Source organism: Flavobacterium kingsejongi (assembly GCF_003076475.1).
Taxonomy (GTDB): Bacteria; Bacteroidota; Bacteroidia; order Flavobacteriales; family Flavobacteriaceae; genus Flavobacterium; species Flavobacterium kingsejongi.
In genome coordinates this window covers 4,109,591-4,121,920 of sequence record NZ_CP020919.1, presented here as the reverse complement: position 1 = coordinate 4,121,920, position 12,330 = coordinate 4,109,591, and the positions used below count along the sequence as shown (strand labels likewise).

Here is a 12,330-nt window from a genome sequence, read left to right as displayed (position 1 = left end):
GTTTTTTATTTTTTCTTAGAGGCTTTTTTTAGTTCTTCGCCACCGGGCAGGTTCATTTTATTGGTCAGCGTTGAAATTTCGTTCAGGTCAAAGTTACCCGTTAGTGACATCAATACCGTATTTTCTTTAGTGCCACCACCATCAATAAACATCAACAGTTCTTTCACCTGGTTTTCAGTAGCTCCGGATTTTACATAAATCCTGATGTTCTGGCCCTTGTCGCTCACACGCATCAGCTCTTCAAGCGCATTTGTTTTCATATATTTTTCAAAAGTCGCTTTCATGTCCGTGCTTATTTTGGTATTAGTCGTTGTATACACTTTCAGGTTATCGAGTTTTTTAAGCAGGCTAACATACTGTGCCATCTCTTTGTCTTTGGCATCCATCTTAACATTACTCATCAGCTGGAACATTTTTTTGTTTACTGATACAGCCGTCACGGTTTCCTGGCCTTCGTATTTATCAAATACAGTCTGTCCAAAAAAGAATAATGGGGTTAAAAATAAAGCGAATGTGATTATAAATTTTTTCATGATTTCCAAGGGTTATTGTTTAAAAATAAGTTGTTTTGATCTCTCGTATTCTCCGACATATTTGACGCTTTCGACACCGACATTTACATTCTGAGACAATAGGTTCAGGGCTTTTTGAGTTTCTCGGAATGCAATTTCGGGGTCATCAAATGTTCCTAAATCCTGTGGAACGGGTTTCGATGTGGTAAAATACATGATTCCTGCTCCGAGTAACACCACGACTGATGCTGCAATTGATAACCACACTGCCTTTGGCTTATTGGTTTGTAGTGGTAGCGCCTGCTCATACTTTTGGTGTTGCTCCTGTTCAAAATAGCCAAATAAAGATCGGTATTGTTCCAAATGCTGCGCAACATCGGAAGAAGAAAAATAGGCCATTAATTCATTCTCTTCGGCAATACTCGTTTCGGCATCAAAATAGCGTTCTAATAATATTTCAATTCTGTCTGATTCCATAGCTGTGTTTTTTTGTTAATTCTTCCCGTATCGTTTTCCGTCCTCTTGACAGTGCCACGCGCACTGCCGTTTCATTCATATCCATAATTTTTGCAATCTCATCAAATTCATATTGCTCCACATCCCGCATCTGGATAATCAGTTGTTGCTGCTGCGGTAATTGAGCCATTATCTTTTCGACCCAGTTCCAACTGTCCTTATCTTCGATCTTCTGCTGTAATCCCGCTTCCCGATCAGTATAATTACTATGGACAAGCTGTAAATTCCCAGCCCTTTTTGATTTTAGCTGATCCAGGCAGAAGTTTTTGGTGATGGTCATTGCAAAAGCTTCCACACTGGTGTATTCTGACAAGCTCTGTTTTTTATTCCATAATTTCACCAATACCTCCTGGGTTGCATCCTCTGCCTCCTCTGTACTGACGAGCAGCCTTTTGGCGAGCCGGAAGACTTTATCCCTAAAAGGGAAAACCAGTTTTACAAACTCATTATTATTCATTTTTCAAGTGGTATTGGTTAGCGTATATAGTCAAGACGAGGCACTATTTATTTTGTTACAGAAATAAATCAAAATTTAATTTAAAGTTGATAAATTTACAGCTTAAACCGTACCGGATATGAAAAAATACTATAGACTTTTGCTTCTGACTTTTGTCGGTGCACTCACACTTCAGGGCTGTGATGATTTGGATGACCATGCCGTTCCTGTAAATGATTTTATCTGGAAAGGAATGAACCTCTATTACTTATGGCAACAGGACGTCCCTAACCTTGCGGATTCCAAGGCTGCCAACCAGGCTCAGTTGAATATGTTCCTGCAGGAGTTCTCGAGTCCTGAAAATCTTTTTGACAATTTATTGTATCAAAAAGGAGTCATCGATCGCTTTAGCGTCATTTATAGCGATTATACTTTATTGGAACAAGCACTAACCGGAACGGTAAAAAATAATGGTGTGGACTATGGCCTGCGCTATAAAAACAGCGGCAGCACCGAAATCTTCGGATGGGTACGTTATATATTGCCCAATTCTGATGCTTCGACCAAAAACATCCACCGTGGCACTATCTTTTATGCCGTTAACGGTACGCCATTGACCAGTTCCAATTACAGGAGCCTGCTCAATTCGGGAGACAGCTACACCCTGAACCTTGCCGATTATGACAATGGTGCGATCACGCCAAACGGGCAAACGGTATCCCTGACCAAAACCCCATTCTCTGAAAACCCGGTATACCAGACACAAACCTATACTATGGGCAATCATAAAATAGGCTATTTGGTTTATAATGGTTTTTATGGCGATTACGATAACCAGCTGAATGCGGCTTTTGGACAATTGGCCGGCGAAAACATAACCGATCTGGTACTGGATTTACGCTATAATTCGGGAGGGCTGATTTCGTCTGCCGTACGCCTGGGCAGTATGATCACTGGCCAATTTAACGGGCAGGTATTTAACCGGCAACAATGGAACCCTAAAATACAGACCCGTTTGGAACAAGCCAATTCAGCCTCACTGGTCAATAATTTTACCAATAGCCTTAGCAATGGCAGTGGTATCAACAGCCTGAATTTGACCAAAGTTTACATCCTGACCTCCCAAAGTACTGCTTCGGCAAGCGAACTGGTAATCAACTGCCTGAAACCTTACATTGATGTAGTACAAATTGGTGATATTACTACTGGTAAAAATGCAGGATCCATTACCTTATATGATTCCCCTGATTTTTCGGCCAACAAAAGAAGTAGTTCCCACCGGTATGCGATGCAGCCTTTGGTATTAAAAACCGTTAACAAAGATGGTTACGGCGATTATACTGCAGGAATACAGCCTACTTACCCCCTCATTGAAAACCTGGGCAATCTGGGACAACTGGGCGATACCAGCGAACCCCTGTTGAGTACCGCAATCGGGATTATTACCAATGCGGCGCGGATGCAAAAACAAAATCCAACCGAGCAGTTCCGGCATTTTAAAGATTCCAAATCCATAAACCCAATGCAAACCGAAATGTATATCGACAAGCTGCCGGAAGGCCTTGGTACAGTACAGCCTTAAAAAAAATATAATTTCAAAAAAATCCCGATGCTTAGCTACCATTGGGATTTTTTTATGGAGTACTATTCCAAAATAAATAGGGTGTGTCAAAAAAAGGGATTCGTCCACGATAGTAGACAGCATTTTTTCCTGTAATGGCCGTCCACGATAGTAGATTCTTTCCTGCACACTTACGGCGGCTCGTCCACGGTAGTAGACGGCTCCCTGCAGCTTGCAGCAGTCCGTCCACGATCGTAGATTCCTTCCTGCACACATGCAGCGGCCCGTCCACAGTAGTAGACAGCTCCCTGCAGTTTGCAGCAGCCTGTCCACGATAGTAGATTCCTTCCTGCACACTTACGGCGGCTCGTCTACAGTAGTGGACAGCTTCCTAAAAAGTGCAACAGCCCATCATTAATTCGAATTACCGATAAGATATCGGTTTTTATACCAAAATAGGAATAGCCTTTCCCTTGTAACGTTTAAGATATGCATTGCTAAAGGCACCACTGACAAAACAACCAATATCAAGTACAGGCATCAAAAAAATAGGGAAAGAAAATTAATTAAATTATATTAGCACTCATAATACATTCAGTATATAGCCACTATTAAAGAGTTATGTATTGTATTAACTTTTAGCATTCCCCACTAAAAATTTAAAATATGGCATTCCGAATTCCTATTGTTTTCCTATTTCTTATTACTACGATCACCGCTAATGCTCAAGAGCTAAAATGGATTCCCTTCAAATGGGTAGGAGATTCTGTTTACGGCAAATATTTCGATAAATATTCCATAGCCATCCCGGTTAAAATTGATAATATCCCGGCCAAATTTGATATGCAGTTTGATCTGGGTTCCGTCAAAACTGTCATTTATGGAAATGTAATCGAACCCTATTTGGCCGCTTATCCTGAATTACAACACAAAATTGACAACACAAAAAAGTTTTTAATCCAGGGAGAACACAATCCGGTATTTACCAACATGGAGCTTAAAATGGGCACCACTTCTTTTAAAGGTATTGAAATGGGCTATTTTAAAAACTTCGGTACAAAAATGACTCTGGATTCAATAGCTTCCGGTACCGAGAAACATCTTGGAACGATTGGGCCAGACTTATTCCAGGGTAAAATTTTAATCATCGATTATCCCCATAAAAGGATTGCTGTATGTGACAAATTACCAAAACAATACAAATCGGCCACTTTTCAGCCCTTTAAAGGTGTAAGCGAAGAATTACCCGAACACTACCGATCGGCAACTTTTAAACGCAGTGAGGATGGTAGGATAAAAATCCCCTTAGTTATCAATGGTACAACTCAGTATTTGTTATTTGATACCGGATCGAGCCTTTTTACGATGATGACGACCAAAGAGGATGCGCTTAAAATAGCCAGCCCTACCATTGAAAACACCGTAACAGTAACGAGCTGGGGGAAACCCATAACCTACTATGGCGTTAAGACAAATAAACCGGTAATGTTTGGAAAGAAAGCCCTGAATGACTTCCTCGTATATTATGATGAACAGGAAACCTTTGGCGATTTTTACAAGTTTGCTAAATTATGGGGCTTAACAGGAAATGCCTTTTTTCTGGAGAACACCGTTATCATTGATTATAAAAACAAACTTTTTGGCGTATTATAATCGGATTATTGAGATGGATTTCTTTTTGATCCGGAAACATTACGACCCTGTTTTCAGGATCCTATCCTAACATCGGCAACAGCCATTACAGCAAATCACAGCATAAAAAAACCGGTAAGCGAACGTACCGGTTTTTTATTTTTATGAGAATGCTCGGGCTATTGCACGATTAAGCGTTGTAAGGATTTTTGTTGTTGCCCGTTTATTGTGACTGCTACAAAGTATACGCCTGTATCAAGATCCGAAACGGCAATACGTCCTGCAGGTTCGATCTGCTGTTGTAAAACCTGTCTTCCGGAAACATCATATACGACTACTGTTGCAGGTTCCCCGACAGTCAGCATAAAGTAATCCTTTGCCGGATTAGGGTACAGGACCAGTTTTGATTTGGAAAAGTCCCCCACTCCTAAAGTCGCTTCATGGAATACTCCGACAGCCTGCAAATCAAATCCTCCCGAAATAAAAGGGGTAGGAAAGGATTCATTCACCGCATTGCCCAAAGCATCATAAGAGGGAGTAGTCGTTAGATTGTGTAAACGTAGAAATTGATTTTAATTTGATTTGAGATTTTAAGGCTTAGCCAAAAAACAACAGATCATTAAGTATAGAATTTAAAAGAACTACATTTAAATAATTTAAAAAGAGCGGATTATGATCGAAGATGGTAAATTACCCAAAGATTTTGCAAAGCAATTTAAAAACAAAGAAGACTTCCATACTTTTTTTCAAGACCTGTATAAACAAGGCATTGAACAGCTACTCCAGGGAGAATTGGATGCTCATCTGGGATATGAGAAGCATAATATTGACGGATACAATACAGGCAATAGCCGTAATGGTTCTTTCTCAAAGAATATAAAATCAGAGACTTTGGGCAATATGGTCCTGGCTATTCCCCGGGATAGAAATGGTGAATTCGAGCCTCAGGTCATCGGAAAAGGCCAATCGATGAGTGAAAAGATTGAAGATGCTATTTTAGGAATGTACAGTCGTGGAATGACCCGTAGTGATATTGTAGAACAAGTTAAAGAAGTTTATGGGATATCAGTAAGTGAGTCCACGATTTCGACCATCTCTGATAGAATACTGGCTGATGTTGATTTATGGACTAAAAGGGCTTTAGAACCACAGTATCTGATTGTTTGGATGGATGCTGTGCATATGAAAGTAAGAACAGATGGGAAATATGAAAACCATGCAATTTACATTGTAATCGGACTAAAAACAGATGGTAAGAAAGAAGTATTAGGAATGTGGCTAAATAAAGAAGAGTCGGCTTCATTTTGGATGACTGTACTCTCTGACATAAAATCTCGTGGAGTAAAGGATATTCTCATTGCCTGTACAGATAACCTTACCGGATTTACAAAAGCTATCAGAGGTGTTTTTCCAAATACAGAATCCCAGCTTTGCATTGTTCATCAAATAAGGAATAGCCTTAAGTTTGTAGTAGTTAAGGATAGAAAAGCATTTTGCAGTGCAATGAAAGAAGTATATACTGCAATAAATCAGGAAGAAGCCGTTTTAGCTCTGGCTGAATTTAAAAAAAAACTGGGAAGCAAAATATAAATATGCCGTTTGCTCCTGGGAAAAGAATTGGGAAAATCTCATGCCTTTTTTGGCCTATCCTGCTGAAATCAGGAAAATAATGTACACCACAAATACAATAGAAAACTTAAACAGGGGAATTAGAAAATATACCAAAACAAAAGTGCAGTTCCCAGATGAAAAAAGCGTCAAGAAATCAGTCTATTTAGCAATACAAAATTGTGAAAAAAGCTGGATAAATGCAATACCAAGCTGGGGATTAATCATGAATCAGTTCTTGGTCATATTTGGAGAAAGGTGTAATATTAAACACTAAGAACTGTTTACACAAAATTTCGACCAGTCTCATTTGAGAACGTATTTTTACCAGTATCGCCCCCTTTTTAATAGGTTCAGTGGTGCTTTATAGCATCATGAACCTGCTTAAATTGTAGGCGGTTTTTGTTACAAAATATTCTGGAATTATATACATCCGCAAATCGACGAAGAGCCGGGATTATTGAATCGGTTGAAATTTAATTTAAAAAAAATACTTTACATAATACACCATAAAAAAAACCGATTCTTGTACTGAGAATCGGTTTTTTATGTTTTTTAGGGAAGCTATTTGCTGAAGCGTACTTCCATCTGGATATTGCAACGCGCATAAGGCGTGGAGCGGCCTACGACTTTATTGAACCCTAATTTGTGGTAGAGGTTAATAGCAGGTTTTAGGGACGTATTGCTTTCCAAATAGACGTTGGATGCCCCTAATTCTTTGGCGGCATTTAAAACGGCCTGGCCTAATAACCAACCGATACTCTTTCCCTGGATACGGGGAGTGACTGCCATTTTAGCCAATTCGTAATCATAGTCGGGATCATTCATCTTGATGAGGGCGCACACCCCAACCGGTTCGTTTTCATACAGGGCTACGAATATCTTGCCGCCTTTATCCAGGATATACTCTTTGGGATTGTCGAGTGCTTTATAGTCAGCTTCCTCCATTTGGAAATAGGTCGTGATCCATTCCTCATTGAGTGCCCTGAAGGCAGTTTGGTATTTTTCGTCATAGGATACGATTTGTACTGCTTGGCTCTCCCGCAATTTTTTCTGTTCCTGTACACGGCGCAATAAAGACTTTTGCTCCAGCAGAAATTCCCATTCCTGTATGGCTTCCCAAAGGTTATGACGGGCTTCGGAAATCACGCTTTCGACTGCAGCACCTACATCTTTCCATTGTGTTTTTATCTCTTCGGTGAGTTGAATTCCCTTTGTTGTCAATATGGCTACGTTTCGGCGTTTATCGGTTGAGTTCCTTTTTTCTTTTACCAGTCCGGCAACGGTCATTTCCTTGATTATTTTACTTACCGATGGCTGGGAGTGCCCAATTTCATTGGCAATTTCAGTGATGGTTTTCTTGCCTTCTTCCGCAAGGACAAAAAAAACAGGAAACCATTTTGGTGCAAATTCAATATGATAGAGTTCATAAATCCGGGCGGCATCTTCTGTTACTTTGGCCGTAAGCAACCTTAGCCGGCTTCCTAAAGCCATCTTGCCTGTTCTTTCAAATAGACCCATGTATATAGTAGATTACATAATTAGTTATGCAAATGTATAATTTAAATTATAACGTCCAATAACTGGATTGTTTTTTAACAGTGTGGGAGTAAAAAGGAACTACAAATGCGTTAGTAAATGAACCATTCCAGCAGTAGTACTAACAGGTATCAGGATGTTATAGCAATTCAGCAGTTCCATCAAATCCATTATTGGGTATATGGGATTTTATTTTCTGGTATAGGCGTACAATCTGCTGGTTGTCATCAATAACGAAAAGCAATTTAAAGCTTTTATCCCCTTTTGGAACCAGGTAAATCGTGTTTCCTAAGAAACCAGATTCTTTTAAGGATACATAACTCAAATCGGTATAGGCTGTAAAAATCCAGTCTTTGGCAAAATAAACAGACAGGGGACCAATATGGCCATTCCTGCCGTAGCTGTACCATTTTACGGGTTTATGGTAAATGCCTTTCGGAGTAAGGGTAAGCTGTAGCATTGTCTTTCTTTTCAGGAAAAAGCGTACACTATGAAAGCACAAAAAGCATCCTGCTGCGATGAGAATTATTCCTATGCCCCACGGAGCAATATCGGTAACCAGGTAGCCCATAACCCCTAAATCACCGCCTATAAAGAACAGTACAAAAGAGAGTAACAGTACCCGGTTTTGGGCGACGTAGATTTTCTCCGTTCCAGGATTTGCTGGGATAGAGCGTACCGGTGCCGTACTTTTCCTACTGCGCCAAAATAAAATGATACCTACGAACGCCAATACAATCAGTCCGGGTATAAGGTAGGTTATTATTGGCATCTGAAGCAGTAGGGATTAAATGAAGGCATAATATACGATTTTTAATAATGCAAAAAGGGCTGAGTTTAGCAGTGGCACCATTTTGATTTTTCATTATATTTGGCAGGGACGGGAGCCTGATTTAAAATTTAGAGATTAAATTCCAGCATCCTAATTGTTGTCTTTAAAATACCAATATTATACCTATGGATAATTTAATACGGTCGATAAAATTTCCTCTTGTTTTTGATGTCGAAAGGCTGCAAAAGGACCTTCAAAAAATCATGGCTAAAAAATGGGTGGCTCATTACAATACCAATGATTATTCGGGGCAATGGACTTCTATTGCATTAATGTCTCAAACGGGGCGATCGGATACTATTTATGGTTTTTTAAGAGATGATGAAAAGCTGGTTCCTACTGAAATCTTAGATTCCTGTACCTACTTTAAAGAAATTTTGGATGGTTTTTTATTCGAAAAGACATCAGTACGTTTATTGCAGTTGGCAGTAGGTGCCGTTATTAAACCCCATACCGATAATTGCCTGGGGTATGAAGACAATTTTTTCCGGTTGCACATTCCAATTATCACCAATAGTGAAGTTGAATTTATCCTGGATGGGAACCGATTAATTATGAATGAAGGGGAATGTTGGTATATCGATGCTAATTTTACGCATTCCGTCGCCAATCGCGGGACTAAGGATCGCATTCATTTAGTTATTGATGGTATTCGTAATGACTGGACTGATGCGTTGTTTTATAAAGAAGCGGCACAGGACCAGTTTGTACAACCGGCCAGAATCATGAGCGAAAAGGAGCAAGAGGCGATGATGGCCGAATTAACCCGCATGAATACACCCGCAGCCATTGCGATTCTTAAAGAGTTGGGGAAATAAGTTATTTCTCCAGTACATAATTTTCGATTACCAAAATATCCAGTGCCGTTATTTCGAACAGTTGAATGGCTTCTTCGGGGGTTTCTACAATGGGCATACCCCTTTTGTTCAGGCTCGTATTCAATAGTACCGCAATACCACTTTGCCTGTAAAATTCAGTAAGCAGTCCGGCGAATTTCGGATTCCAGCTTGCTTCGACCGTTTGCACCCGTGCGGAGCCGTCTTTATGGGTAACATTCTGCAGGGCTTCGCGATATTCAGGACGGGTTTGGTCGACCAAAATCATATAGGGGCTATTCCTGCCGGTCACAAAATACTCATCTACTTTGTCTTTTAATACCGCCGGAGCAAAAGGGCGGAAGTCTTCCCGGAATTTGATATCCCGGTTAATATGGTCTTTCATATTTTCTATGCCGGGATGTGCGAGGATACTTCGCCTACCGAGCGAACGTGGGCCAAATTCACATCCCGACTGAAACCAGCCGATTGTTTTGCCCTGGACTAATTGTGCTGCACAGTAGTCCATCAGGGCTTCGTCACTATTGTATTTTGTAGGAGTGTATTTTTGGTTTTCGGCTTTAGCGAATGCGGCATCAATTGCTTCATTGGTATAGTGTTTTCCAAAACAGGTACTGCCATCATGGGCTACCTTAGGCATTTTGAGGTATTCCAGCCACCCGTAAAAAGCACAGCCGAGCGCTAAACCATTGTCGGCAGCGGCAGGTTCAAAATAAATGTTTTTGACAGTGTTGCTATCCTGAAGCTTGGCATTGGCAACTGCGTTCAGTGCCACTCCACCCGAATAACATAGATTGTCATGAGGGAACTGTTCCAAACGGTTTGTAATGCATGTGATTACTGCTTGCTCTACCTGCTCCTGTGCCCAGCGTGCTACATTGGCATAATAATCAAAATGGGTCTTGAAATAGTCATAGCCGTGTGAGGGATTGGTCAATTGGCTTTTCCAGTCTTCATTAACCAATACATTTCCGGATTGGAATTCGAACGCCTTGAAATCGAATACACCTGAGGTGCCAAATGGAGCGAGCCCCATTAATTTACCGACATCATCGAGGTCCCCAAAAATGTAATTACTGATGGTAGCATAAAAACCACCGATAGAATGCAGGGTGGTGGGCGGTGAAAATATATTGGATTTGGATGTTGCCATCCGACTGAAATCCTTTACTAAAGGAATAAGCTGCTGTCCGTCAAAATGATAAAAACTATCCTTTTCACACTGCATGTGTATGTCGTCCTGCAGGTTTTGGGGGATGTACTTTTTCTGTTCCGGATGCAGTTCCAGGAAATGTTCCAGTTGACTTCCACATCCATCAATTACCATAACGGCACATTCTGTAAATGGGGAGGTTCCCACAGCACTGTACGCGTGAGCTAAATGATGGGAAATAGTAATCACTTTAAGCTCTGGTGCTGCTGCAAAAAGCCGCTTTCCTTTAAAATAATTCCGGTCCGGGATATCCAGATTAGCACATTGTACGACAAGGGCAAGATCTTTTAAGGTTATCCCTTCGGCATCGAGGCAGTACTGAACCGCCAATGTATCATTGCCGCCATCATGTTTGATACGGCTTAATCGTTCTTTTTCAATTCCGGCACAAACTCGGCCATCTTTTAACAAAATTGCAGAACCATTGTGCGAAAGCCCGGTGCCGAGAATATAAATAGGAGACTTCATCTAAAAGTGTTGGTGTAAAGTTTATTCGTTATAGGTGTACCAAATATAGCCTTTTAGGATATGTTAAAGTTTATAACGATAAGAAAACTAAGGAGATTAATAGGTATGGGGTTTCACCGCTGACTCAGACGCTCAACATACCGCGGAATCCCCTGGCAGCATAATAGGAAGATGCGCCATTATGGTATACGAATACGGTAGTATAGCGCCGATCGCAAAACAGCGCGCCACCCAGTTTCCGGATCGGATCCGGGGTTTGTATCCAGCTTGATGTTTTCAGGTCAAATTCGCCAAATTCCTGTAATGCCCGGTATTGGGCTTCTGTCAAAATTGAAATTCCCATTGCTGCAGCCCTATCGATAGCGTTGTCTTTGGGTTTGAATTCTTTGCGGGATTCCAGTGCTTCCCGGTCGTAACAGGTACTCCTGCGGCCTTTTGGGGTTTCCGGGGAACAGTCATAAAAAATATAGGCGTCCGTTTGGGGATCATAGCCTACAACATCAGGTTCACCTCCCGTATTTTCCATTTGATCGAGCGACCACAGTTTTTCAGGAGCCGCTTCCAGCTTTGCCTGCACTTTGTCCCATTCCAGTCCTTTATGACGGTTGGAATTTTTCTCAAAACGGGTTTTCAATGTGCGGAGTACTGTTTGTTGTGCTGCGGAAGTAAGTTCCTTTTTAATACTACTATTGCTGTCCATATAAAATGATTTTAGAGCTACAATACTAAATTACATTGAAAATGATTGCTGTACAAATTGTTGGTACATCTTTAAAGGTGCCCGATGTGAAAAGATTTAATTATACTTTATCGGTATCGGTATCCTCACCCCAATCGATAGTCCATTGGTGCAGGCTTTGCATTGTCGCCTGTAAATCTTTTCCTTTTTGAGTCAGTGTATATTCCACTGTCGGGGGAACGGTGGCAAAAGCTTCCCTTGTCAGGATTTTGTGGGCTTCGAGGCTTTTTAGTTCTTTGACCAGCATCCGGGTGTTGATTCCTGTGACAGCACGTTCCAGTTCCTTGAAGCGTTTTTTACCATCGAGGAGGGAATAAACGATGAGGAATGTCCATTTTCCACCCAATATATCAAGTGCGGTCTGCATGTCGCAAATTTTTTTTATTTCTTTTTTATTGTTAGCTGCTGAATTGGCCATATTACTTTACATTATGTGCT

13 protein-coding genes and 1 pseudogene are annotated in these 12,330 nt (G+C 40.8%); 4 read left to right on the top strand and 10 right to left on the bottom strand.

What is annotated here, in order from left to right; translation table 11 throughout:
* Positions 1-5: 5 nt before the first annotated feature.
* From FK004_RS18605 to FK004_RS18595, 3 genes are read right to left on the bottom strand one after another with little or no spacing between them, the layout of a single operon-like run.
* Positions 6-533, bottom strand: coding sequence for a DUF4252 domain-containing protein (locus tag FK004_RS18605; protein ID WP_108738604.1), 528 nt, complete (start codon positions 531-533; stop codon positions 6-8).
* A 12-nt stretch (positions 534-545) separates the two neighbouring features.
* Positions 546-989, bottom strand: a complete 444-nt coding sequence (locus tag FK004_RS18600) for a hypothetical protein (RefSeq protein WP_108738603.1) — start codon at positions 987-989, stop codon at positions 546-548.
* Entirely contained in the window at positions 970-1,485 is a 516-nt protein-coding gene (locus FK004_RS18595) for an RNA polymerase sigma factor (RefSeq protein ID WP_108738602.1), read from the bottom strand. Before FK004_RS18595 ends, FK004_RS18600 begins: the two co-directional genes overlap by 20 nt.
* A 118-nt stretch (positions 1,486-1,603) precedes the next feature.
* Between FK004_RS18595 and FK004_RS18590 the strand changes: the two genes are divergently transcribed.
* The gene (locus tag FK004_RS18590; RefSeq protein WP_108738601.1) at positions 1,604-3,046 is read left to right on the top strand and encodes a S41 family peptidase; all 1,443 of its coding nucleotides are present in this window, start codon (positions 1,604-1,606) and stop codon (positions 3,044-3,046) included.
* A 52-nt stretch (positions 3,047-3,098) separates the two neighbouring features.
* Here FK004_RS18590 and FK004_RS19295 read toward each other — a convergent pair whose 3' ends face one another.
* Positions 3,099-3,380, bottom strand: a complete 282-nt coding sequence (locus FK004_RS19295; RefSeq protein WP_157956153.1) for a hypothetical protein — start codon at positions 3,378-3,380, stop codon at positions 3,099-3,101.
* A gap of 311 nt (positions 3,381-3,691) precedes the next feature.
* On the opposite strand from FK004_RS19295, the gene FK004_RS18585 reads away from it, so the two are divergent.
* The gene (locus tag FK004_RS18585) at positions 3,692-4,678 is read left to right on the top strand and encodes a hypothetical protein (RefSeq protein ID WP_108738600.1); all 987 of its coding nucleotides are present in this window, start codon (positions 3,692-3,694) and stop codon (positions 4,676-4,678) included.
* 158 nt (positions 4,679-4,836) lie between these two features.
* Here the strand turns inward: FK004_RS18585 and FK004_RS18580 are convergent, their stop codons facing one another.
* A complete protein-coding gene (locus tag FK004_RS18580) occupies positions 4,837-5,166 on the bottom strand; it encodes a T9SS type A sorting domain-containing protein (RefSeq protein ID WP_157956152.1) in 330 nt (109 codons plus the stop codon).
* Positions 5,167-5,329: 163 nt separating this feature from the next.
* Here FK004_RS18580 and FK004_RS18575 point away from each other — a divergent pair.
* Positions 5,330-6,542: pseudogene (locus FK004_RS18575) on the top strand (IS256 family transposase).
* Between the two features lie 287 nt (positions 6,543-6,829).
* Here the strand turns inward: FK004_RS18575 and FK004_RS18570 are convergent.
* Positions 6,830-7,786 carry a bifunctional helix-turn-helix transcriptional regulator/GNAT family N-acetyltransferase gene (locus FK004_RS18570; RefSeq protein ID WP_108738598.1) on the bottom strand — a complete coding sequence of 319 codons (957 nt, stop codon included), beginning with the start codon at positions 7,784-7,786 and terminating at the stop codon, positions 6,830-6,832.
* A gap of 157 nt (positions 7,787-7,943) precedes the next feature.
* Positions 7,944-8,576 (bottom strand): hypothetical protein, encoded by a 633-nt coding sequence (locus FK004_RS18565; protein ID WP_108738597.1) that lies wholly within the window; start codon positions 8,574-8,576, stop codon positions 7,944-7,946.
* 185 nt (positions 8,577-8,761) lie between these two features.
* Here FK004_RS18565 and FK004_RS18560 point away from each other — a divergent pair, with 185 nt between their 5' ends.
* Positions 8,762-9,454 (top strand): aspartyl/asparaginyl beta-hydroxylase domain-containing protein, encoded by a 693-nt coding sequence (locus tag FK004_RS18560; RefSeq protein ID WP_108738596.1) that lies wholly within the window; start codon positions 8,762-8,764, stop codon positions 9,452-9,454.
* A 1-nt stretch (position 9,455) separates the two neighbouring features.
* On the opposite strand, the gene FK004_RS18555 is transcribed toward FK004_RS18560, so the two are convergent.
* The 3 genes from FK004_RS18555 to FK004_RS18545 all read right to left on the bottom strand — a co-directional run bounded on the left by FK004_RS18555 (position 9,456) and on the right by FK004_RS18545 (position 12,259).
* The gene (locus FK004_RS18555) at positions 9,456-11,153 is read right to left on the bottom strand and encodes a carbamoyltransferase family protein (protein WP_108738595.1); all 1,698 of its coding nucleotides are present in this window, start codon (positions 11,151-11,153) and stop codon (positions 9,456-9,458) included.
* Positions 11,154-11,277: 124 nt separating this feature from the next.
* Positions 11,278-11,853 (bottom strand): DUF4256 domain-containing protein, encoded by a 576-nt coding sequence (locus FK004_RS18550; RefSeq protein ID WP_108738594.1) that lies wholly within the window; start codon positions 11,851-11,853, stop codon positions 11,278-11,280.
* A 100-nt stretch (positions 11,854-11,953) separates the two neighbouring features.
* Positions 11,954-12,259, bottom strand: coding sequence for a winged helix-turn-helix transcriptional regulator (locus tag FK004_RS18545; RefSeq protein ID WP_227871638.1), 306 nt, complete (start codon positions 12,257-12,259; stop codon positions 11,954-11,956).
* Positions 12,260-12,330 lie beyond the last annotated feature (71 nt).

Excerpts from the sequence above, each read along its gene's own strand:
- FK004_RS18550 (WP_108738594.1), bottom strand. The coding sequence starts at position 11,853 with ATGGACAGCAATAGTAGTATTAAAAAGGAACTTACTTCCGCAGCACAA.
- FK004_RS18605 (WP_108738604.1), bottom strand. The coding sequence starts at position 533 with ATGAAAAAATTTATAATCACATTCGCTTTATTTTTAACCCCATTATTC.
- FK004_RS18595 (WP_108738602.1), bottom strand. The coding sequence starts at position 1,485 with ATGAATAATAATGAGTTTGTAAAACTGGTTTTCCCTTTTAGGGATAAA.
- FK004_RS18590 (WP_108738601.1), top strand. The coding sequence starts at position 1,604 with ATGAAAAAATACTATAGACTTTTGCTTCTGACTTTTGTCGGTGCACTC.
- FK004_RS18560 (WP_108738596.1), top strand. The coding sequence starts at position 8,762 with ATGGATAATTTAATACGGTCGATAAAATTTCCTCTTGTTTTTGATGTC.
- FK004_RS18545 (WP_227871638.1), bottom strand. The coding sequence starts at position 12,259 with ATGCAGACCGCACTTGATATATTGGGTGGAAAATGGACATTCCTCATC.
- FK004_RS18570 (WP_108738598.1), bottom strand. The coding sequence starts at position 7,786 with ATGGGTCTATTTGAAAGAACAGGCAAGATGGCTTTAGGAAGCCGGCTA.
- FK004_RS18565 (WP_108738597.1), bottom strand. The coding sequence starts at position 8,576 with ATGCCAATAATAACCTACCTTATACCCGGACTGATTGTATTGGCGTTC.
- FK004_RS18600 (WP_108738603.1), bottom strand. The coding sequence starts at position 989 with ATGGAATCAGACAGAATTGAAATATTATTAGAACGCTATTTTGATGCC.
- FK004_RS18555 (WP_108738595.1), bottom strand. The coding sequence starts at position 11,153 with ATGAAGTCTCCTATTTATATTCTCGGCACCGGGCTTTCGCACAATGGT.
- FK004_RS18585 (WP_108738600.1), top strand. The coding sequence starts at position 3,692 with ATGGCATTCCGAATTCCTATTGTTTTCCTATTTCTTATTACTACGATC.